Origin of the sequence: Paenibacillus sp. A3 (assembly GCF_001399685.1) — a bacterium.
Lineage (GTDB): Bacteria > Bacillota > Bacilli > Paenibacillales > NBRC-103111 > Paenibacillus_G.
The window spans coordinates 1-21,581 of sequence record NZ_JTHN01000142.1; the positions used below are offsets into that span (position 1 = coordinate 1).

The following is a 21,581-nucleotide window of genomic DNA, read 5'->3' on the forward strand; positions in this document are numbered from 1 at the left end:
CGACGAGCAAAAATCCGGCGCCGCCCGCTCGGTCGCAAACCTGGACCGAATTTTATCTACTATTATATAGACGCAAAAAAGAGGGCTGACAAGCCCCCAGGGGCGAGAGATCCATACGAAGAAATTCTGAACCAAATAGAGGTGGGGTATATCCCGTAAGAGTTTACGTCCGCCTTTGAAACCCGTGAAAATACCGCTAATTGTAATCAAGTTCACGGGTTTCAAGAGCGGCTGGAGGGATATACCCCACCGGCGTATGCAGAGAATTTCTACGCGAAGCGGTTTTCTCGACAAGCTCATCATCGGACGATTACTCGTCCGCTTGCGGGCCTCCGCTCATCGGAAGACGAATGGTAAACCTGGAGCCCTCGCCGACCCTGCTGTTCACCTCAATCGTTCCCCCGTGAAGATCCACGATCGATTTCGTAATCGACAGTCCCAGCCCCGCCCCTCCGTAAATGCGGGCGCGCGACGAGTCGATTCGGTAAAACCGTTCAAACAAGCGCGGCACATGCTCCTCCGGGATGCCGCTGCCGTTATCCTGGACCGTCAGCAGGGCCTCTTCCTCCGTTTGCTCCAGTGAAACGCGGATGAGACCCTCAGCTGAATCCGTATGCTGAACGGCGTTATGAAACAAATTGAGCAGCACTTGCTTGATTTTATCTTTGTCGATGCAGGCGAACACGTCAGGCTGAACGGAGAACTGCACGTTCCTTGCACCGGCAAGCAGCCGCAACTGCGGTTCCATTTCATCGACGATATCGCTCAGCGATTCTTCCTTCAAATCGACGGTCGGATGTCGATCCAAGCGGGCCAAAAGCAGCAGGTCCCGGACCAGCTTGTTTAAACGCTCCGACTCGCCGTACATGCTTCTGAGCGCTTTGTCCAGTTGATCCGGCTTCTGGGCCGCTCCGCGCAGCAGCACTTCCAGAAAGCCGTGAATCGACGTAAGCGGCGTACGCAGCTCGTGCGAGGCATCCGCAATAAAGCGCCGCATCTGCTCCTTCGCTTCCTTCTCCGTTTCGAACGAAGCTTCCAGCCGCTCCAGCATCCGGTTGAACGACCGGGAGAGCCGGTCGATCTCCAGCTGGCCTTGATGCGCCGGCAGCCGCTCGTCCAACTTCCCCGCATCGATCTGCTCCACGGTTTCGATCATGTTGGAAAGCGGGACGAGAGTTCTGCGCAGAACGGGAAGAAATGCGGCAACTCCCATCCCCAGCGCGGCTCCAGCCAATGCCAGGAAGGTCCAAAGCTGGCTGAGCAGCACATCCCGAATCGGCTCCATGCTTGTGCTGATCTGCGCAAGCCGCCCGCGCGGACCGATCCGCTGCAGAACGACCAGTTGATCCATCCCTTTGTCGCCCTTGACGATCCGATAGTGCGGCTGCCTTTGCTCCCGCCCCAAAGCTTCCCGGTACTCCTCGGCGGAAAGCCGCGGCACCGATCCGGCTCGGGGATTGTTCGTGACGACCCGGAAGCTGTCGCCCGGGCCGACGAACGCCAGCGAAGCTTCGGGCAGAAAAGGACCTCTTGCCCGGCCGTTGTCGAAATTCGGATTCGCCCATATATCCAGCGGAATGGAAAAAAATTGGCTTTGGATGCTGGCGACCTTATTTTTAATCAAAAATTGCTCCATGAACACATATTGCAGAACGCCGATCAACAGCAGCAATCCCGCCAAAATAAACAAAGAACGGGAGAGGAGCTGAAGACGAAGCGAGCGGGGCGCGAAGACACGGCGGATCCGGTGCCACGCCCCCCTCATCCGAGATCCACCCGGTAGCCTGACCCCCGCAGGGTCCGAATGATCCGGTGCTCCTTGTCGTTCAATTTATCGCGGAGCGAGCGGATGTACACTTCGACGATATTGTCCTCCCCGCCGAAATCGTAACCCCAGACCTTGTCCAAAATGACCGTTTTGCTCAAGACAAGACCATGGTTGACGACCAGAAAAGACAGCAGCTCGTATTCTGTCGGCGAAAGCTCCAGCACCCGGTCGTCATAGCGGATTTCTTTGCGGCGGTCGTCGATGCGAAACAGCCCGTACGCCACCTCCGCGAACAGATGGGGAAACTGGTTGCGCAGCCGCGCATAAATCCGGGCCAGCAGCTCCTCGAAGCTGAACGGCTTGACCATATAGTCGTCGGCCCCCAGCGTCAGCCCCTTGACCCGGTCTTCCACTTCTTCCTTGGCCGTCAGCATAATAATAGCGACGTGCTCGGTTTTTTTCAGCATCCGGCATACTTCAAACCCGTCCATGCCGGGCATCATGACGTCCAGAATGACGATATGCGGCCGGGCTTGCTTGGCTAACGTGACGGCCGTAAACCCGTCCGGCGCGGTAAAAACCTCAAAACCTTCGTTTTGCAGGCCCAGCTCCAAAAACTGGACAATATTCGGTTCGTCGTCGACGATTAATATTTTCACACCCTTGATTGGCTGCATGGTGTCACCTCTCTTTCATTGTACACCAATCCCGGCCGGTTGACGGAAGCGTTCGGGATGATTCAGCGAACTTTCAGTTTGCCCTCGCCGTCTACACAACGTATTTTTGCCCGACAGCCTTATGAAAAGGGGAGCGCGAGTATATACTAACTAATATATTTCAGGAACAGGAGGGATGGCCGATGCCCGCACCAGCCAAATATCCGAAAACGAAAGGCACGCTGGTCGTCGAAGGCCGGGAGCTGACGGTGACGAATCCGGATAAGCCGCTGTGGCCGGAGAAGAAAATTACGAAAGCGATGTATTTGCAAAAGCTCGCCGAGCTGTCCCCCTACCTGCTGACGTATTGCCGCGACCGCTATCTGACGACCATCCGGTTTCCCCATGGCTGGAACGACAAGTCGTTTTATCAGAAAAACGCCCCGGAGCCGACACCCGATTTCGTCAAGACGGCGATGCTGGAATCGATCCGCTACGTTCATCTGGATTCCCTGCCGACGCTGCTGTGGCTGGGGAATTTGGCTTGTCTGGAGTTCCATCCCTCGTTCCACCGGGTTGGCGAGACGCTGCCTGTCGAATGGGTGATCGATATTGACCCGAGCGTCGATCCCGAGCCGCGCATTATGGAGGCGGCCCATATTATCGGCGGTATTCTGGACGGCATGAACATCCGGTCCGTGCCGAAAACGTCCGGCGCCACAGGCGTACAAATCTACGTCCCGATTGCCCGGGAGCGCGGCTATACGTTCGAGCAGCTCCGGCGGATCGGACAGTTCGTCGCCACGTTCGCGGTGCAAAAATACCCGAAGCTGTTCACCGTCGAGCGGCTCAAAAAAGACCGCGGCACCTTGATTTACATCGATTATCTTCAGCACTGGTACGGCAAAACGCTGTCCGCTCCCTATACGCCGCGGGCCCGCAAGGACGCCACGGTGTCGACCCCGCTGACTTGGGACGAAGTGGCGCTCCGCCCCGATCCCCGGGACTTTCACCTGCTGAACATCATGCAGCGGCTGCAGCAAAAAGGAGACCTGATCGCTCAAGTCCCCCCGCAGCAGTTGGATCACGTGCTGTCCTTTATTCGTTAGCCCTGGAAACCGGCGCCGCGCCGCTTATCAGAAAAGTGGCGACAGGAGGCGCGCAATGACTTCCTTCCCCTTCTGCCAGCGGGAGCGCTTCTCGAACGCCTCCAGCTTCACCTCACGGCTTTCCTTCAAGTCGAGAATAAAATCGGTTTCCAGCCGGTGAATCGTCTCTTTGTCGAACAATACGGCGTTCAGCTCGAAGTTGTTGTAAAAGCTGCGCATATCCATATTCGCAGTACCGACCGAAGCGAGCAGATCGTCGATCAGAATGACCTTCGCGTGGATAAAGCCTTTTTGATACGCATAGAAGCGGACTCCGGCCTGCATCAGCTCTTCCAGATACGACAGGGAAGCATAGTTCACGATGCGCGAGTCCGCTTTTTGCGGGAGAATGATCCGGACGTCCACCCCGCTGATCGCCGCCGTCTTCAGCCCCATGGTAATGCTCGGATCGGGGATGAAGTACGGGGTGGTAATGTAAATTCTTCGTTTGGCCGCCGTGATGGATGCGAAAAACATCTCCAGAACGGCATCCCAATGCGCGTCCGGTCCGCTTGAAATAATCTGTACGGGCTTGCGGCCTGCGCAATCGTGCTCGGGAAAAAATTCCGAATCCGCCAGTCGCTTCCTACTCACAAACATCCAATCGCTCAAAAACGTATGTTGCAGCGAATACACCGCATCGCCTTCCAGCTCCAAATGCGTATCCCGCCAATACCCCAGCTTGGGATTCGTCCCCAGGTATTCGTCTCCGATGTTGATTCCCCCGAGAAAGCCGCGGACTCCGTCAATGACGACGATTTTCCGGTGATTCCGGTAATTCATCCGCTTGTCAAAAAAAGCAATCACCGCCGGCAAAAAGAAGTATACCTCGCATCCGGCCTGCTTCAGCTCTTGCACGAACCGGCTATCGAGCTGGTAGCTGCCGATGCCGTCGAAGATGCAGCGCACCTTCACGCCTTCCTGCGCCTTGCGGACCAGCAGTTCATGAAACTGCCGGCCGATGCCGTCATTGCGAATGGTGTAGAACTCAAAGTGAATGTGCCCCTTTGCCTGCTCCATGGCAGCCAGCATCGCCGGATACGCCGCGGTGGCATCGGTCAGCACCCGCACCTCGTTATGCATCGTAATGAGGGCGCCGGGAATGTTATTGAGCAGCGAGAACAGCCTGGGCTCGTGCCGCCAGCCGCGCAGCCGGTCTTCCTCGGGCTGAAAATCCGCCGAATGCTGCTTTTTGCCCAGATGCCGGATATCGTTCACAAGCCGCAGCCCGTTGCGCTTCACTTTTTTCCGCTGCGTGTATTCTTTGGCCAAAAAATAATACATCACAAAACCGATGACCGGAATGAGAAATAATATGAAAAGCCACGCCATCGCCTTGGCCGGGCGGCGAAACTCCCCGACCAGTATCGTGAGAATCTGAATGATGAATAAGGTCAGTGCGATGACGAGCCACAGCACGCCGTCATCCCTCCTTTGAAAACAGCAGGCGCTTGCCAATCTGTTCTAGCTCTTACCTCCGTCCACCCGCCTATTCCTCATTATGGCACAGGAACCCAACGATTTGTCATAAAATTTCGCAAATGGTGGAAAATATACAAGACACGCTCCGGCAATGCTTGGATAAGATGCCGCGGGCAGGAAGGAGTGTCATGATCCACCTGAAAAACCGCAAGAAAAAAGGGCAGGACGCCCCGGAACACCCGCTGCGGAAAGCGGAATACCGTTTTATCGACGAGCTGCGCTCCGTGCCTGTCTTTATGAGCATTGAAGACAACAAAAATTATTTGGAGGAGCTGTTCAAGGACTGCTCCGATTTCGTCATTCGCGAGTTCCGCATCGAGCAAAGCTTGCCCGCGATTTTGTTTTTTGTCGACGGCATGGCCAAGACGGAGCTGGTGAACGAAACGATGAAGTCGCTGATGATTCTGGAAGGCGGAGAGGAGCTGATCGACAACATCTCCGATATGACGCTGCCCGTCTCCCAGATTCAGAAGGCGGACAATTATGCGGATATGCTGCTTTCTGTACTCGGTGGCGACACGGGGCTGATCGTCGAGCGCAACAACAAGGCATTGCTGCTCGGCATGCGGGGGATGGAGAAAAGATCCATCAACGAGCCCGATACGGAGTCGGTCGTACGCGGCCCTCGCGAGGGATTCGTGGAAAATATCCGCACGAACACGTCCATGATCCGCCGCAAGCTGAAAACGCCGCATTTAAAAATGAAACCGATGACGCTCGGACGGGAAAGCAACACCAATGTGGTCGTTACCTATCTGGACGATCTGGCGGACCCGAGCGTCGTCCATGAAGTCGTCGAGCGTCTCGAAAAAATAAAAATCGATGCCGTCCTGGAATCAGGCTATATCGAAGAATTGATTCAAGATTCGACGTATTCGCCCTTTCCGCAGCTTCAATATACGGAACGGCCGGATGTCGTCGCGGCCGCTCTGCTGCAGGGGCGCGTCGGCATAATGGTGGACGGGACGCCGTTTACCCTGATCGTGCCGTTCGTTTTCGCCGAAATTATGCAGGCCAGCGAGGATTACTACGAGCGGTACCAGGTGGCTACGCTGATTCGCTGGCTGCGGTATACGTTCATGGTGCTGTCGCTGCTGACGCCGGCCTTATACGTTGCTATTACAACCTATCATCAGGACTTGCTCCCTACGTCTCTGCTGCTGTCGGTTGCCGCCGCCCGGGAAGCGATCCCGTTCCCGGCTGTCGTCGAAGCGCTGATCATGGAAGTGACCTTCGAGGCGCTCAGGGAAGCGGGCATCCGGCTGCCTAAAGCGATCGGGTCGGCGGTCAGTATTCTGGGAGCGCTCGTCGTCGGACAGGCGGCGGTGCAGGCAGGCATCGTATCGGCGCCGATGGTGATCGTCGTATCGCTAACCGGGATTGCCTCGTTCACGATCCCGCGGTTCAACGGAGCGATCGCGGTACGGATGCTGCGGTTTCCGATTCTGATCGCCGCTTCGCTGTTCGGGATGTACGGCATCTTGATTATGATCATGCTGATCATGGGGCATCTGGCCAACCTCCGCTCCTTCGGCATTCCTTATTTATCGCCGATCGGACCGCTATCCTCCGGCGACCTGAAGGATATTCTCTTCCGCGCGCCTTGGTGGGCGATGGGACAGCGTCCTTCCTTTATGCCCCTGCAGGACAGCCGGAGGCTCGACGAGTCGCTGCCGCAGGAAATTACAGAGCAATCCGGCCAGCGGGGCAAAACCATCGACCATGCGATAGAGGAAGAAAAGGAGCCTGTGGAATGAGATCGCGCCAGATTCGCCTGTCCCTCGTTCTGCTCTCCCTGCTCTGCCTGACCGGGTGCTGGGATCGGACGGAGATCAACGACCTTGCCTTTATTCTGACGACCGCGGTGGATGTGGAGCCAGACGGGAAGATCCGGTACAGCGTGCTGCTGCCGCTCCCCGGCAATATGGGAGGAGCGTCCGGTGGCGGAGGCGGGACGGCCGGAACCAAAAGCTACTACATCGATTCCGAAGTCGGCACCACGTTTCGGGAGGCGCAGGCCCGGCTGCAGCAGCGGATGTCCCGCCGCATGTTTCTCGCGCACCGCAGAACCTTGTTGATCGGCGAGGATTTTGCCAAGCTGGGGATTCGGGACCTCTTCGATACGACGCCCCGCTCTCCGGAAAGCCGGATGACGATTTATATGGTCGTTACCAAAGGAAAGGCTTATGAGCTGCTGCAGGCAACGCCGCAATTCGAGCGTTTCCCGTCGGAAGCGATCCGGGAGCTTGCAAAGGCCCGGACCGTCATCAATATTAACATGAAGCAAATCGCCCTCGCGCTCAGCAGTCCCGGCAGCGATGCCGTAACGGTCTATATGGGCGTGAAAGAATCGGAGAAAACTTCCAAAAACACGAAGAAATCGAAGGAAATCGAGCTGCTCGGCTATACGCAATTTCGCGATGACAAAATGACCGGGGTGTTCGAAAATGCGGAGGCAAGCGGGCTCGCCTGGCTGATTAACATGCCCGTGCACGCGACCGCCACCGTAAAAATTGAAGACCGGTATACGATTACGCTGAGCATCTTCGATTCGAAAAGCCAGATTCGGGCCCATACGGTACGCGGGAAGCTTCGATTTGACATCCGCACGGAAGCCAAGGCGAAAGTCACCGAAAGCTTGGGCATGTACGACCTCAGCCAAACCGGCAAGGTTCAAAAGGTGGAGGCAGCGATGAACCGTTACATCGAACAAGCAATGCGGAAAGCGATCCGCAAAATGATCGGCAATCGCACCGATTCCGCACAATTCGGGTCGTATTTGTGGCGGGAGCATCCGAGGCTCTGGGAGAGGAAATACGCTTCGCGCTGGCCGGCCGGGATGAAGGATGCCGATTTCCGCATACAGGTCAAAAGCGTGCTTACGGAAACAGGTCTGATCTACGAAAACGTGACGAAAGCGGAGCGTACCCGATGAACTCCCAGTTTCTCGTATGGTTCATGGTGCTGATGGCGTATCATTTATTTTTGAACTTGAAGCATTGGGCGAGACAACCGAAGGCAACGGCACGGCTGTACACGTTCATTACACTTGTGACGCTGGGTCTCTTTCTCTGCGTGGCGTCGGGCTATCAGCCTCCGATGCCGACACGTTTTTTTATCGAGCGGGTGTCGCCGTGGGTTTTCTCAATTATCCATCCTCAGTAAACGAGGCGATGGAGGAAAGCGGGTGAACGCATGCCTGTCAACACGCAAGTCATTAACCAAAGACAGCTCGCCTGGCTGGTCGGATCGCTGCTGATCGGCGGAGGGCTGCTCAGCATCCAGCACGATCTGGTACGGGTTGCGCATATGGATACCTGGTTCGTCTATTTGCTGCCCACCATCTATATCCTTTTCATCGCATACGTTTTTGCACAGCTCAGTATGCGGTTTCCGGGAAAGCATCTTTTCGAGATCAATTTTATTTTGTTTGGGCGCTGGATCGGCATGCTCGCGAACATGGTGCTGTTGATTCACCTATGGTTCGTCCTGCTGCGCGATCTGCGGATGTTCGGCAAATTCATCGGCACGCTTCTTCTCCCGAACACGCCCGAGGAAATGCTCTTGCTGCTCCTCGTCGTGATGCTTATGTTTTACGGCCGGACCAGTGCGGAAGTGATCTCCCGGGTCAACGACTTGTTTTTTCCCGTGTTCTTCGCGCTCACGCTCATGCTGCCGTTCCTCTTGTCCAACGAAATGAGCTTCCGTTTATTGCAGCCGATACTGACGACTTCGCCTACGCATCTCGGATACGCAGGCCTTCTCAGTATCGGCTGGTATGGGGATATCATCATTGCCGGGGCGTTTTTGCATATGATCTGGAATTCCAGACAGATTCACTCCGCCCTTCGGCACGGTTCGCTGATAGCTACGGCGCTGCTTTCGCTTTTCCTCTTTATGGAAGTGGCCGTCCTCGGACCGAACATTCCCGGCAACCTGATTTACCCGAATTACAGCTTGGTCCAGCACATTCAAATTACGGATTTTCTTGACCGGGTGGATTTGTTTATTTTGAACATCTGGTTCCCGATTATCGTCGGCAAGATGATCTTCATTTATCTCGCCTTCCTGATCGGGATCATCAGCCTGATCCGGCAAAGAGATTACACGCTTATCAATTCCCCGGTCGGCTTGTTTTTGCTGCTGACCACGATTCTCGCTTTCAAGAGCACGCCGGAAGTATTCAGCTTCGGTAATTACAGCTCGCCCGTGTTTGTGCTCAGCTATCAACCGGTGCTGCTGGCGGCTATGCTGCTGCTCATGCGAAGATTCCCGAAACGAAGCCCCGAGAGCGATGCGGAAGGAGCTTCGGGGAAAAGTCAGGGACATGACCGAAACGGGATGTCCAAAAGGGGAAAGCGCCACCCGGGGAAGCAGTTCGGCTCGCGTCTGGGCGCGATATCGGGACGCACCTGGCTGCAGGCCGGCAACATGCTGATCGCTCTCGGATTTGTTTTCGTCGGCGCGGGCCTTAGCTTCAGCCGGAACTATGCGCTCATCGGCAAGCTGGCCGGCTTCGGCTATGCAATCGTCCTGGCGTTATTGCTGTTCGTCACGCACATGGAGATGCGGAAAGCCAAAGACCTCGCAGCGAGGAGCTCCCCCAATTCGGCGCAGACGTCATGATTGGGCAAGCTCGATCCAAACGATCCGGCTCAAGGGGATGAGAATGACCAGTTCCTCCTCTTCTCCAGCCCGGTTAACGAGCAGCTCGATAAAATCGGTCCCGGTACGGAGCAGAAACGCCTCGAATGTGTCCGCATACGCTGTCTGGACGTTTACGAGGGGGCCAGCCCCCTTCTTCCGGACATCAAAAAGGACGATTTCCTGCATAGAGGCGGGCACGAAGTAGCGCTCATCCACCCGGATAAACCGTTTGCCGACCTGATTCAGCACGCCCGCTCCGCTGTCGAAGCCTTCGGCCAGCAGAGCGATATCCCGCTTCAGATGAAGCGTCAGACGTTCCAGCAGGTCCATGCGGGTTGTATGTAAAAATGACAAGCGAATCCCTCCATCATACACCAAACTTTTGCTATTAGGTATGTGTATGAGAAAGGAAGACATTTCTTGACCGGCCTCGCCGAATAATAGCCTCGGACCGAGGCTGATCCACCGAAAGGAGCCGTCATGAAGTTCACGTGGTTTCAAAGCAAGCTGACGTTCGTCATCATTCCCGAGGCGAACGGAAGCGTGGTTCGCCTTAAGCTGTCCCGCGCCGCCCTATGGTTCGCAGCCTCTCTTATGCTGCTGCTGTTCGGGACAACCTGCATTCTCTCGATTCGCAGCCTGCACTCCACGGTTTCCGTTTCGCTGAAATCGGTGGAGATGAAGGGGCGGACGTCGCAGCTGGAGCAAGATTTACACCGGAAAAACGCAGCCATCGAACAGCTGCAAAACGATATTTATGCGCTTTCGAAGCAAGCCGCGGAAGTCCGGAGCCAAATGGAGCGGATGAAGCGGCTCGAGCAGGATTTGCACAAGCTGGCTCCCGGCAGCGTCGAGCGCCGGAAAGCCGGCGGGCAGCCGGTATCCGCAGCCGTTGCTGCCGGCGCAGGGGGGATGGGCGGCGAAGCGTTCCCCGTCACCGAGGGGCAGACGCACGAGCTGGCTGCGGCGACGGGGGCCAGTTACACGGCGCTGCACGCCGAGATGAAGGAGCTCGCCTCCCGGCTCGGCCAAACGAAGCGGCAGCTTCAAGAGAAGCAGGAGCGGCGGCAGCGTACGCCCGATATATGGCCTACGCTATCCAAGATCGTTACCTCCCCTTACGGCTACCGCAAAGACCCGTTTACGAAAAAGCTCAGCTTCCATCGCGGCATCGACATTGCGGGGAAGCTGGGCGATCCGGTCTATACGGTTGCGAGCGGCGTCGTCCACTCGGTCGCCTATGACAAGCTGCACGGGCATAACGTCGTGATCGAGCACGATAAAGGGCTGCGGACGTGGTACATGCATCTGAACAGCGCACAGGTGAGTCGGGGCGATAAGGTCGATAAAGGACAGGCGATCGGTCAGCTGGGAACAACCGGCCGCAGCACCGGACCCCACCTTCATTACGAGGTGCTGCTTAGCGGCAAAAGCACCGATCCTGCTCCCTATATGCCCAGCAATAATCGAAAAAAGGAGAGGAACAAGTGATGTTTCGAATGAACGGTTGGCGAAGCTGGTCTTCACGTTCCGGGCGCTCCGTTTCGCTGATCGGCGAGGGAAGCGTCCTCGAAGGAGCGTTCCGCTCGGAAGCCGACGTGCGCATCGAAGGCGAGTTTCAAGGCGTACTTCAAGCCTCAGGCGAGGTGGCGGTCGGAGAGAAAGGGATCGTTCGCTCCACCGATCTGCGCGCCCGAGACGTGGTCATCGCCGGAAAGCTGGACGGACGCGTAGAGGCGGAGGGCATCGTCCGCATCACCCCGACGGGCCGCCTGGTCGGCACCGTCCGCGCCGCTACGCTAATTATCGAGCCCGGGGCCGTGTTCCAAGGCCAGAGCGAGATGGGCCATGCCGCGCAGGAGGATGCGTCTCTTGTCATAGCCATGCTATAATGAAGAGAAATGCTTTTTGTTGTTAGGGTTGATTGCCTTCGTTCAGGCCAACTTTGGCCGAAGAGCAAAAAAGGGATCGCCGCGAGTTTTTTTCACGAATCCCCTCCTCTTAAAATTGTTAACAGGATTCGTGAAAAACGTGTCTGAGTGAAGGCGAGCCCTTTTTTGCTCGCAGGCCGGGCGCAGCCGGCGCCAGGGCATCTTTTCCGCAACAAAAAGCCTAGAGAGAGTAGGAGAAATCGCTATGACCAAAGTGCAGCAGACGATACTGTTTGATATGGACGATACACTTCTGTATTGCAACAAATTTTTCGATATGGTAATCGACCAATTCGCGGACCAAATGGAGGCGTGGTTTCACGGCTACCATCTGTCCATCGGGGAAATCAAGAAAAAACAATCGGAAATCGATTTGGAGCGGGTGCTTGTCAGCGGCTTTGCCCCGGACCACTTCCCCCAATCGTTCGTCGATACGTACGAATATTACACCGATTTGACCGGCCGGACCAAAAATGACGCGGAAGTCAGACGGCTGATCGAACTCGGCGCCTCCGTCTACGGTCACAGCATCGAGCCGTATCCTTACATGGAAGAGACGCTCCGCATGCTCCAGGAGGACGGCCATACGCTTCATCTGTACACCGGAGGGGACCCGACGGTTCAGATGCGCAAGGTGAAAGAAGCGGAGCTGGAACGGTTCTTCGGCAACCGGATCTATGTCACGCGCCATAAAAACGCCGAATACCTCGACGGGCTCATCCGCGCGAACGGCTTCGACCGGAACAACACCTGGATGATCGGCAATTCGCTTCGCACCGACATTATTCCGGCGCTCAAGGCGGGCATTCACGCCATTTTCATGCCTGCCGAGCTGGAGTGGGCCTACAATCAGGTCGAAGTGGACGTGGAGCCGTCCGGCGCCTATTTCACACTGTCTTCCTTGCGGTACATCCCCGAAACCATTCGCGACTATACGGCCGCGAAAATCGCCGCGGGCTCCTGACCGCCGCCGACCGGAGGCCCGCATGCTCATCCCGCTTCCTCCCGAACCCGCGCATGATTTGCCGGGAGGCCCCATACAATGTTGGGGAAAGGATGATGAGCATGAGCAGCCTCCACCGGATCGTCGAAACCGCCACCAATCGTTTGATGCAGATGCTGCTGACGCGGCAATCGCAGGACGGGACGTGGCGTTTTTGCTTTGAAAACGGGATCTTGACGGACGCGTACCTGATTCTGTTGTTAAGCTCGTTAAACGTAAAGGACGAAAACCTTGTACGACGTTTAGCAAACCGGATTTTATCGAAGCAGGAAGCGAACGGCGCGTGGAAATGGTTTTACGACGACGGGGACGGGCATTTGTCGGCGACGGTTGAGGCTTATGCGGCGCTGCGGTATGCCGGTCTTCCTGCTTCCGACGAGGCGATGACGCGGGCGAGACGGTTTATTTTATCGAAGGGCGGCCTGCGGAACGTCAGCGGCTTGTTGACCAAGTTGATGCTGGCTGTCATCGGTCAGTACCCTTGGCCGCGGCCGTTCCCCTTTCCGCCTGAATTGCTGCTGCTTCCCCGGTCGTTGCCGCTGAGCTTTTATCGGTTTTCCAACTACGCGCGCGTGCATCTGGCGCCCGTTGCGATATTGGGCGTCCGGCAGTTCACGGTCAAAACGGCGGGGACGCCCGACTTGTCCGAGCTGCTCCCTGCCCGCGAGCGCTGGTCGGCGCATGCCGAGGGAAGGGATATCGGGGAAGACCGGCGCCTCTCCGGCTGGTGGAACGACATTCAACGCGCCCTTCATAAGCTGCCTTACCTGCCGCAGGAGCTCCGCCGGCTGGCGCTCCGGCATGCCGAGCGCTATATGCTTGAGCGGATCGAGCCGAACGGGACGCTGTACAGCTATGCGTCCTGCACGTACCTGATGGTGTACGCGCTGCTGGCGCTCGGGTACGACGAGCGGCATCCCGTTATCGTAAGAGCGGTACAAGGGCTGATCTCGCTCGCCTGCGAACCCGAGGGGCAGCTTCATATTCAAAACTCGCCCTCCACCGTCTGGGATACGGCGCTCCTTAGCCATGCGCTGCAGGAAGCGGGGCTGCCGGCCTCGCACCCGGCGATTCGGCGGGCGGACGCCTACCTGCTCTCGCGCCAGCATACGAAGCTCGGCGATTGGAGCGCCGATGTCGAGAACCCCGTTCCCGGCGGCTGGGGATTCTCCGACGTCAACACGATCGTGCCGGACGTGGACGATACGACCGCCGCGCTGCGGGCGCTGCGCCGCAGTCCGGGGCGGCCCGAGGCCGGGTATGGCGAAGCAAGAAGCCGCGGCCTTCACTGGGTACTGTCGCTGCAGAACGACGACGGCGGCTGGCCGGCCTTCGAGCGGAATAAAAATTCCCCGCTGCTCGCCGCCCTTCCCGTCGACGGCGCAGAGGCAGCCGCGCTTGACGCTTCAGCCGCGGACCTGACCGGGCGCACGCTGGAATATCTGGGCACTTGGGCGGGTCTCCGCCAAGAGCAGCCGTTCATCCGGCGCGCCGTCCGGTGGCTGCTCGGCCGTCAGGAGCGAAACGGCTCCTGGCATGGCCGTTGGGGCATCTGCTACATTTACGGCACCTGGGCCGCCGTAACGGGGCTCGCGGCCGCCGGGGTTCCGCCCGATCAGCCGGAGCTGCAGCAAGCGGTGCGGTGGCTCACCGGCATCCAAAACCCGGACGGCGGCTTCGGCGAATCGTGCCGCAGCGACCGGGCCAAGATCTACATCCCGCTGGGCGCCAGCACGCCCTCGCAGACCGCTTGGGCGCTCGATGCGCTGATCGCCGTGCATCCGGCGCCGACCGACGCCATCAACCGGGCGGCGCGTGCGCTGGCGGACATGCTGGAGGCCGGGGACGCCTCTTGGCCGGCCAAGTATCCTACCGGTGCGGCGCTGCCCGGCGATTTTTACGTGCGCTATCACAGCTACAACCTGATCTGGCCGCTGCTGGCGCTGGCGCATTACAGGAACAAATACGGGTCCTGACCGTACGAAAGCCAACGAACAGGAGACAACAATCATGGAAAAAATCCTAATCGCAGACGACGAACGGGACATTCTGACGTTCATGGAGGACGCTTTGACGGACGAAGGCTACGCCGTGCTGACCGCTTCGGGCGGCGAGGAAGTGTTCTCGCTTTTGAAGGAGCAGCCCGATCTGATCATCCTAGACGTGATGATGCCGGGACTCGACGGCTGGGAGGTATGCCGCTCCATACGTCCGCTCGTGACGTGCCCGATCTTGTTTCTGAGCGCGCGCGGAAGCGAAACGGACCGTATTCAAGGGCTGATGGTCGGCGGAGACGATTATTTGGTGAAGCCGTTCAGTATCCGGGAATTGAAAGCGCGCGTGCAGGCTCATTTGCGCCGGGAGCGCCGCAGCGAGACACGGGCGAGACGCTCGATCCTGCACTTCGGCGAGCTGATGCTGGATTTGGACGCCTACCAGCTGCATTACCGGAACCGGTCGATTCCGTTAACCGCCCGGGAGTTCGAGATTGTGCAGCTGCTGATGATGCACCCGAATCAGGTGCTGTCGAGGGACCGCATCTACGAGAAGGTCTGGGGCCTTGAAGCGGAAGGCGATTCGGCCACGGTGACCGAGCACATCAAGAAGATCCGGTCCAAGCTGGCGGAGGCGGACCCGCATACGGAGTATATCGCCACGGTCTGGGGAGTCGGCTATAAAATGGGAGCCGGTGCATCATGAACAAGCTGACGTTCCGCAGTCAATTCGGCGTCGCTTTTTTGCTCGTGCTGCTCCTGAGCTTCGTCTGCTCCGTCGCCGTCTGGGGCGCAAGCACTTATTATATTTTTACGAACGAGAAGGCCGTTCGCCCGGCCAACTACTACGAAAAGCAAATTCCCGAAATTACCGAATACGCCCTCGGGCAAAAGGAAGCGCTCTTGACGCACGACGCCCGGACGGCTCTGGAGGAGCGTATCCCTGCGGCCGGCATTCAGTATCAGATCTTCGATGCCCAGGGAAAATTCCTGTACGGCACGATAGATAAAAGATACATTTCTTCCAAAGAGGAGCTGCTGTCGAAGCTGAACACGAACGAGCGTGTCAACGGGAAGATCGTGCTGTACTATCCCGTAACGGATGCCCAAGGCGGGCTCGCCGGCGTATTTGTTCTCCGCTACGATTTAAGTCTGGTTACAAGCAACGCGGACCAGCCGATGGCTACGTTTTTGCTCATCGTTACGAATTTGGCCGCTCCGTTCGTCTTCATTATGCTGTTCACGTTTCTGTTCGCCCGAAGGCTCGGAACCCGGCTAAAGCCTCCGGTCAGCCGGTTGACCGACGGAGCCCGCCGGATTCAGCAGGGCGATCTGGATTTTACGTTGGCGGATGTCGGCGGCTCCAAGGAATTGGCCGAACTGGCCTCCGCTTTCGAGGAGATGCGGCGCGCGCTGCACGATTCGCTCACGGCCCAATGGAAGATGGAGCAGCAGCGCCGCGACATGGTGGCCGCGATCACCCACGACCTGCGCACGCCGCTGACGATCATTCAGGGGCACGTAGACAATCTGCTGGAAGGGACGGCCCAGCGCCCGGATCGGCTCCCCCGCTATTTGCGGACGATCCAGGGAAATACGGAGCGGGCGGCCCGGCTGCTGGACGAGCTGACGACAATATCGGATATCGAACGTCCGGATTTCACGTTATCTCCCGTCGCCTTCGAGCCCCTTCCGTTCTTCGAGCGTAAACGCGATGACTACAAGCTGCTGTGCGAGAGCAAGCAAGTTGCCTTGCTCCTGGACACCGACGGCTTGTCGCCCGCTCAACCGCTGCGCATCGATTTCCTCCGGCTGGAGCAAATCATGGACAACCTGATGGCCAACAGTCTCCGCTTCACCCCGGAGGGCGGCGAAATCCGTTGGCGGATCGGCTACCGGGACGGGCGGCTGCACTTCGAGGTGCAGGATACGGGGCGGGGCTTCAGCGTGAACGACCTCGCACATCTGTTCGAGCAATTTTACCAGGGGGATCCGTCCCGTTCTGAAGAAAAAGGCCATGCGGGACTTGGACTGTATATTGTGAAGAAGCTGGCGGAGAAGCATGGCGGTCATGTCGCCGCGTTCAACCGCCCGGAAGGCGGCGCACGAATATGCGTTACGCTAAAAGAGATGGCCTCCGCCTAGCGGGACCATCTCTTAGGGTGTCGAGAAAGTGGTCAAATGGGACAATAGAGGTTACGAAGGGGGTGGGGTATCCACTTCCGACCGCTGTTGTCATCGGGAAATTTTGATTAGAAGCCGCTTATCAGCGGACATTTCCCGAAGACAAAGGCGGCCGCTATCGCTACTCCAGTGGATACCCCACCTCCGTTTGCATCTCTATTTTTATTAAAACCCACTTTCTCGACAAGCTCAAAGATGGCCTCCGCCTAGCGGTGCCATCTCTTTTCGTTATCGTGCCGATTTCGTTACCGAAGCCGAAGGATTGTTCCAATACGTGAACCCTCTCCAGAGCCATTCGAGCGGTCCGATCGAGAACCGCTTGAACCATAAGCGGCTCCACACCATCTGCGCGCCGAACACGGCCAATGCCAGCAGCAAGCCTACCGCGGGCCCTACCTTCCCGTACCAGCCCAGCCCATACCCGTAAAACAGCAGCGTACAAACGATCGACTGCAGGATATAATTGGTAAATGCCATCCGGCCAACCGGAGCGAAGAGCGACAACGGGCTATGCTGCGAAGACCGCTTGAACCATAAAGCGACCAAAGCGATGTAGCCTAAGCTGAGCAGTGGCGAGCCCAGCAGCACCCCGAGCAAGACAAACAAGTTTTTCGCCCCGGCGAAGGCGGCTTGATCCGGCAGCAGGACAGCCGCGATATTCGTGATCAGCCCGAAGCCACCTCCCCACCAGCACAGCTTGCGCAGCAAACCGGCATGAGCCGGAATGTCGTGAAACACGCGGCGTTTGGCAAAATAAGCGCCGAGCAGGAACAGGCCGAGAATCTGCGGATAAAACACAATCTGGTTAAAAAAGCTCATGACCCAGTCGCCGAACCGCTGCTTGCCGATTTCGGCAAACGTGCCGCTGCCGTAGACCAGTTGATCGTGTGCGATCATTTTTTGTGCGCGTGCGATCATTTCCGGTGAGAGCTTGGGGGTAGCCGGCGCTCCCGTCGCAACCAAGACGGCCGGAATCAGCAGCAGGAGGCCGATGGCCCAGATCAGCAGCGTCCTGGGCCGGCGTTTATGGAACAAGAGCAAAATAAATCCGAGCAGCGCGTAATGCACCAGAATGTCCCCGAACCAGATCAGAATTCCGTGGATCAGCCCGAAGACAAGAAGCGCCAGAAGCCTTCTGGCGTACAGCCGTCCGAAGCGGTTCCCTTTCTGCTCCGCCCGTTCCTTAAACAGCATCATCCCGTACCCGAACAGGAAGGAAAACATGGCCATAAATTTTCCGTCGACAAAAATTCTTTCCAGCATCTTCACCGCCTGGTCCCAAACGCCGGGCCACTGCTCGATCTGCATTTGAATGGCCTGCAGCGAGCTGCTGTAAAAGGTCATATTGACCAACAGGATGCCGAGAATGGCGATCCCCCGGACGATATCGAGGAGAACGATTCGTTCGTTGGTTGAAGTTGGTTTCATGATAAGGCTCCTTTCGTAAGTCCGATCGTTCTGCCGGATGACCGGCTTGCTCTTATCATAGCGGCCAATTCTAAGAAATTTATAAAGCCGGACGGAGGTAAGCATGAAAAACCCCGAATCGCAGCAGCGACCCGGGGTTTCGGGAAAAGAACTTATTTTAACAATACGGATTCGTTCTCGTGCTTAGTCCCGCCCTGCGCGTCCCGATCCGGGATCGCGAACGATACCGTCGTGCCTTCGCCGGGCTTGCTGTGGATGGATAAGCCTTTCCCATAGCGCTGCTTCAGCCGCCGGTTCGTATTGGACAGCCCGATTCCGCCTCTGCTTTTCGTCGTTAGATTCAGCAGTTGATCGGCCCATTCCGGTTCCATCCCGATGCCGTTATCCTTGATTTCAATAAGCACGGAACCCTCGCGGCGGACAATCCGGATAATTACCATACCGCCCTTCCCTTGGCGAAGGAGGCCGTGCTTGAGCGAATTTTCGACAAGGGGCTGGATCGTCAGCGGAGGAAGCATCAAATCCATATCGGGCTCCACCTCCCACACGACGGATAACCTGTCGCCAAACCGCTCCTGTTCGATATACAGGAAGGCTTTAACAAGCTCCAGCTCATGGGTAAGCTCCACCAGCCTGCCCGAATTCAGAAAATCGAAGCTGATCCGCAAATACGACGCAAAGGCGTCGATTAAATCGCGCATTTTGTCCGTATCGATGTCGCTCAGCACGATAATCGAGTTCAGCGTGTTGAACAGAAAATGAGGATGGATCTGCGCCTGCAAATAAGCGGCTTCCATGCGCAGCCGTTCGTTGACGGATTGCTTCAACGTGGTTAACGACCAGATGCGGTATTTCAGTTCGAGCGCATCGACCGGCTTGGTCACGTAATCGTTGGCCCCGGACAAAAATCCGGTATAAATGTCCGCAGGCTGGCTTCGGGCGGTCAGCAGCAGCACCGGCAGCTCCGAAACGGAATAGTGAGTCCTCACCTGCCGTGTCAGCTCGTAGCCGGACATATGCGGCATCATGACGTCGGCAATCAGCAAGTCCCAAGACTCCGTGTCGAGCAACTCCAGCGCCTCCCGGCCCGACGAAACGGTCCTGACATGGTATTGCTCCGTAGAGAGGATGCCGACGAGTACCTTCAGGTTGACCGGGTCGTCATCGACCGCGAGAATGTTCATTTTTTCCCCGGCAAAGGAAGGCGCTGCGGTCGGCAAGTCAGGCCACACGCCGCTTAGATCCCCGGATAGGCTCAAGCCGCTCCCCGCTTTCTCCTCTTCAACAATCTGTCGTTGCGGAGCGTGCTCCGGCGGAAAGCCCGACGAAACGGCCATCGGAAGCGCAAAGCTGAATACGGAGCCCCGCCCCGGTTCGGAGCGGACCGTCAGCGCGTCGCCGTGCAATTCCACCAGCTGCTTGCAGATGCTTAAGCCAAGGCCGATTCCCCCGCTGCCGCTTCTTCCGTGAGGCCCTTGCTCATACGGCAAAAAGATACGCGCCTGCGTCTCCTCATCCATGCCGATGCCGCTGTCGGAGACCCGAACGACGACCTGCTCTCCGCTCTTTTCGGCGGAAATGACTACCGTTCCTTCGTCCGTGTATTTCAGGGCGTTATGTACCAGATTGAACAAAATTTGCACAAGTCTCTTTTCATCCGCCCATACCGGCGGCACCGCATCCGCAATCTCAATCTTTAGCTGAACGGGCTTGGAGTCGGTGATAAACCGCAGCATCCCGGCGACGCCGGAGGCAACCGCTTGAATGCGCAGCGGCTCCTTCTGCAGCACAATGCGCTTATCCTGAAGCTGCGCCACGTCGAGCAGGTCATCGAGCAGCTGCGACATCCGGCGGCTGATCGTGATCAGCAGCTCCATGTTCTCGGAGCTGGCGCGGTCCATGGCATGCTTTTCTTTGGCCGCAACGGTCCGGGCAATATTCAAAATGCCATGCAGCGGCGTTCTCAGCTCATGCGACGTATTGGCAAGGAACTGGTCCTTCAGCTTGTCGGACGCTCGCAGCTGTTCGTTCAGCCTGGCGTTCTCCTCGGCGTTGCGGAAAAACCGCTTGAACCAGTAGGCCGAGAAGCAAATGATGGCTGCGATAATGTCGATCGGATAGTAGACGCTCACCGCTGCGGTATATCCCCAAGCGATGCTGGATCCGATGCTCATTGCGGCAAACAGCAGGAACAAGGCGTCTTGATCGTTTCTGGCCACCTTGCGGCCGAGCAAAACCAAAAACCAGACGACGGGAGCCAAATAAAGCAAAGAAAACACTTTTACGTACAACGATTCGTAAATGAGCGGAGTGGGGGCGGCAAGCACAAACACCGAGTAGAGCCCCAGCAAGGCGCCATAAGCGCGAAACCATCGGGTACCGGAGGCATGGCCGTCAAAGTTTCTGGCCAGGAGCACCATGAAGAAGGGCAGCCACAAGTAGGAAAGCAGCCTGATTTTCAAGCCCCAAGCGAAATTAAGCGGCAGCCAGATCATCAGCAGGTTATCGTTATCGGAAACGACAGAAATGCCCGCGACCGCAAGCAGCAGGAAAAAGATAAGAAGCACCTTATGCCGCGGGTTGAACAAATACAAAATGATGGCGTACAAGCCGTGCAGCAGCAGCACGATGAAGGTCACGAGCTGAAACCCGATGGAATACCAGCGTTCATAGTCGATGGCTGCCTGCGAGCCGAAACGAATCGGCTTTAAAATACCTCCGTTCACGGGGCTTTCATAATTGGCTGTGCGTACAAGCAGTTCGATTTCTTTCACATCGTTTTGGTCATACGTTGCGGTGTATGAGACTTTTCGCGGTTCGTACGCCTCCTCGTTCTCCGCAGGCCGGCCAAATTCGGCTGCCTTCCGGCCGTTAATTTCGATAACGGACGAGGCCATGATCTCCTGAATCCAGAAGCCGTAAGGCTGGCTTAACGGCTGATCGACCAGAATGCGCAGCCGGTACGTCCCGTAGCCGAACGACGATTCCGAGCCTTCCGGCATGCCTTTGCTCCAGTCTCCGGGAACTTGGACGACATTCGGACGGCCCGCGGACGGACTCCTTAGGTCTTCATGGGAAAGGAAGGCGCCGGGGTAAAATTCCCACTCGCCGTCCAGCATAAGGGTGCGGGAATGCTCCAAATTCCAGCCCCGCAGATCCAGCACGCCTTCAACCGCGCGGGGATGCTCCGGAGAACCATAGGCCAGAAACCAAAGCCAGCGAAGGCCGAAGAGAACGGACAGGAACAATAAAATAACGGCACTCACTTTGAGGGCGTTTTTGTTGGATGTCTGCGTCATAGGTGTAAATTTCGACAAGCGTTCTTACTTTCCTTTTGCCT

Annotated in this window: 17 protein-coding genes; 11 read left to right on the forward strand and 6 right to left on the reverse strand. The window is 57.1% G+C overall.

Going from position 1 to position 21,581, the window contains the following annotated elements:
* Nucleotides 1–310 precede the first annotated feature (310 nt).
* On the reverse strand, nucleotides 311–1,765 hold the full coding sequence (locus tag QJ48_RS21375) for a cell wall metabolism sensor histidine kinase WalK (RefSeq protein ID WP_054975527.1): 1,455 nt from the start codon (nucleotides 1,763–1,765) through the stop codon (nucleotides 311–313).
* Nucleotides 1,762–2,445 (reverse strand): response regulator transcription factor, encoded by a 684-nt coding sequence (locus QJ48_RS21380; RefSeq protein WP_054975528.1) that lies wholly within the window; start codon nucleotides 2,443–2,445, stop codon nucleotides 1,762–1,764. Before QJ48_RS21380 ends, QJ48_RS21375 begins: the two co-directional genes overlap by 4 nt.
* A gap of 182 nt (nucleotides 2,446–2,627) precedes the next feature.
* On the opposite strand from QJ48_RS21380, the gene ligD reads away from it, so the two are divergent.
* Nucleotides 2,628–3,533 (forward strand): non-homologous end-joining DNA ligase, encoded by a 906-nt coding sequence (gene ligD / locus QJ48_RS21385; RefSeq protein WP_054975529.1) that lies wholly within the window; start codon nucleotides 2,628–2,630, stop codon nucleotides 3,531–3,533.
* A 27-nt stretch (nucleotides 3,534–3,560) separates the two neighbouring features.
* On the opposite strand, the gene cls is transcribed toward ligD, so the two are convergent.
* Nucleotides 3,561–4,991, reverse strand: coding sequence for a cardiolipin synthase (gene cls, locus QJ48_RS21390; RefSeq protein ID WP_054975530.1), 1,431 nt, complete (start codon nucleotides 4,989–4,991; stop codon nucleotides 3,561–3,563).
* A 191-nt stretch (nucleotides 4,992–5,182) separates the two neighbouring features.
* Between cls and QJ48_RS21395 the strand changes: the two genes are divergently transcribed.
* From QJ48_RS21395 to QJ48_RS21410, 4 genes are read left to right on the forward strand one after another with little or no spacing between them, the layout of a single operon-like run.
* Nucleotides 5,183–6,811, forward strand: a complete 1,629-nt coding sequence (locus QJ48_RS21395) for a spore germination protein (protein ID WP_054975531.1) — start codon at nucleotides 5,183–5,185, stop codon at nucleotides 6,809–6,811.
* Nucleotides 6,808–7,989 (forward strand): Ger(x)C family spore germination protein, encoded by a 1,182-nt coding sequence (locus tag QJ48_RS21400; protein ID WP_054975532.1) that lies wholly within the window; start codon nucleotides 6,808–6,810, stop codon nucleotides 7,987–7,989. Before QJ48_RS21395 ends, QJ48_RS21400 begins: the two co-directional genes overlap by 4 nt.
* Nucleotides 7,986–8,219 carry a hypothetical protein gene (locus QJ48_RS21405; RefSeq protein WP_054975533.1) on the forward strand — a complete coding sequence of 78 codons (234 nt, stop codon included), beginning with the start codon at nucleotides 7,986–7,988 and terminating at the stop codon, nucleotides 8,217–8,219. The genes QJ48_RS21400 and QJ48_RS21405 overlap by 4 nt, the downstream gene beginning before the upstream one ends.
* Nucleotides 8,220–8,249: 30 nt before the next feature.
* Nucleotides 8,250–9,680: an endospore germination permease gene (locus tag QJ48_RS21410; RefSeq protein WP_054975534.1), complete on the forward strand. Its 1,431-nt coding sequence runs from the start codon at nucleotides 8,250–8,252 to the stop codon at nucleotides 9,678–9,680.
* Here the strand turns inward: QJ48_RS21410 and QJ48_RS21415 are convergent.
* Nucleotides 9,675–10,055 carry a hypothetical protein gene (locus tag QJ48_RS21415; protein ID WP_193394478.1) on the reverse strand — a complete coding sequence of 127 codons (381 nt, stop codon included), beginning with the start codon at nucleotides 10,053–10,055 and terminating at the stop codon, nucleotides 9,675–9,677. The two genes, QJ48_RS21410 and QJ48_RS21415, sit on opposite strands and share 6 nt — an antisense overlap.
* Nucleotides 10,056–10,181: 126 nt before the next feature.
* On the opposite strand from QJ48_RS21415, the gene QJ48_RS21420 reads away from it, so the two are divergent.
* The 6 genes from QJ48_RS21420 (at nucleotide 10,182) to QJ48_RS21445 (ending at nucleotide 16,774) form a co-directional block, all read left to right on the forward strand.
* A complete protein-coding gene (locus QJ48_RS21420; protein WP_054975536.1) occupies nucleotides 10,182–11,192 on the forward strand; it encodes a M23 family metallopeptidase in 1,011 nt (336 codons plus the stop codon).
* The gene (locus QJ48_RS21425; RefSeq protein WP_157261713.1) at nucleotides 11,192–11,593 is read left to right on the forward strand and encodes a polymer-forming cytoskeletal protein; all 402 of its coding nucleotides are present in this window, start codon (nucleotides 11,192–11,194) and stop codon (nucleotides 11,591–11,593) included. The genes QJ48_RS21420 and QJ48_RS21425 overlap by 1 nt, the downstream gene beginning before the upstream one ends.
* Before the next feature lie 244 nt (nucleotides 11,594–11,837).
* Entirely contained in the window at nucleotides 11,838–12,596 is a 759-nt protein-coding gene (locus tag QJ48_RS21430; RefSeq protein ID WP_054975538.1) for an HAD family hydrolase, read from the forward strand.
* A 101-nt stretch (nucleotides 12,597–12,697) separates the two neighbouring features.
* Nucleotides 12,698–14,611: a squalene--hopene cyclase gene (shc, locus tag QJ48_RS21435; RefSeq protein ID WP_054975539.1), complete on the forward strand. Its 1,914-nt coding sequence runs from the start codon at nucleotides 12,698–12,700 to the stop codon at nucleotides 14,609–14,611.
* A gap of 34 nt (nucleotides 14,612–14,645) precedes the next feature.
* Nucleotides 14,646–15,335: a response regulator transcription factor gene (locus tag QJ48_RS21440; protein ID WP_202813842.1), complete on the forward strand. Its 690-nt coding sequence runs from the start codon at nucleotides 14,646–14,648 to the stop codon at nucleotides 15,333–15,335.
* Nucleotides 15,332–16,774 (forward strand): cell wall metabolism sensor histidine kinase WalK, encoded by a 1,443-nt coding sequence (locus QJ48_RS21445; RefSeq protein ID WP_054975541.1) that lies wholly within the window; start codon nucleotides 15,332–15,334, stop codon nucleotides 16,772–16,774. The genes QJ48_RS21440 and QJ48_RS21445 overlap by 4 nt, the downstream gene beginning before the upstream one ends.
* A 267-nt stretch (nucleotides 16,775–17,041) precedes the next feature.
* Here the strand turns inward: QJ48_RS21445 and QJ48_RS21450 are convergent, their stop codons facing one another.
* Both QJ48_RS21450 and QJ48_RS21455 read right to left on the reverse strand, forming a co-directional pair.
* Nucleotides 17,042–18,241, reverse strand: coding sequence for a DUF418 domain-containing protein (locus tag QJ48_RS21450; RefSeq protein WP_054975587.1), 1,200 nt, complete (start codon nucleotides 18,239–18,241; stop codon nucleotides 17,042–17,044).
* 152 nt (nucleotides 18,242–18,393) lie between these two features.
* Complete coding sequence (locus QJ48_RS21455) at nucleotides 18,394–21,558, reverse strand: ATP-binding protein (RefSeq protein WP_054975542.1); 3,165 nt, start codon at nucleotides 21,556–21,558, stop codon at nucleotides 18,394–18,396.
* Nucleotides 21,559–21,581: the final 23 nt, after the last annotated feature.

Coding starts and splice junctions, on each gene's coding strand:
- QJ48_RS21375 (WP_054975527.1), bottom strand. CDS start 1,765: ATGAGGGGGGCGTGGCACCGGATCCGCCGTGTCTTCGCGCCCCGCTCG.
- QJ48_RS21380 (WP_054975528.1), bottom strand. CDS start 2,445: ATGCAGCCAATCAAGGGTGTGAAAATATTAATCGTCGACGACGAACCG.
- ligD (WP_054975529.1), top strand. CDS start 2,628: ATGCCCGCACCAGCCAAATATCCGAAAACGAAAGGCACGCTGGTCGTC.
- QJ48_RS21395 (WP_054975531.1), top strand. CDS start 5,183: ATGATCCACCTGAAAAACCGCAAGAAAAAAGGGCAGGACGCCCCGGAA.
- QJ48_RS21400 (WP_054975532.1), top strand. CDS start 6,808: ATGAGATCGCGCCAGATTCGCCTGTCCCTCGTTCTGCTCTCCCTGCTC.
- QJ48_RS21405 (WP_054975533.1), top strand. CDS start 7,986: ATGAACTCCCAGTTTCTCGTATGGTTCATGGTGCTGATGGCGTATCAT.
- QJ48_RS21410 (WP_054975534.1), top strand. CDS start 8,250: ATGCCTGTCAACACGCAAGTCATTAACCAAAGACAGCTCGCCTGGCTG.
- QJ48_RS21420 (WP_054975536.1), top strand. CDS start 10,182: ATGAAGTTCACGTGGTTTCAAAGCAAGCTGACGTTCGTCATCATTCCC.
- QJ48_RS21425 (WP_157261713.1), top strand. CDS start 11,192: ATGTTTCGAATGAACGGTTGGCGAAGCTGGTCTTCACGTTCCGGGCGC.
- QJ48_RS21430 (WP_054975538.1), top strand. CDS start 11,838: ATGACCAAAGTGCAGCAGACGATACTGTTTGATATGGACGATACACTT.
- shc (WP_054975539.1), top strand. CDS start 12,698: ATGAGCAGCCTCCACCGGATCGTCGAAACCGCCACCAATCGTTTGATG.
- QJ48_RS21440 (WP_202813842.1), top strand. CDS start 14,646: ATGGAAAAAATCCTAATCGCAGACGACGAACGGGACATTCTGACGTTC.
- QJ48_RS21445 (WP_054975541.1), top strand. CDS start 15,332: ATGAACAAGCTGACGTTCCGCAGTCAATTCGGCGTCGCTTTTTTGCTC.
- QJ48_RS21450 (WP_054975587.1), bottom strand. CDS start 18,241: ATGAAACCAACTTCAACCAACGAACGAATCGTTCTCCTCGATATCGTC.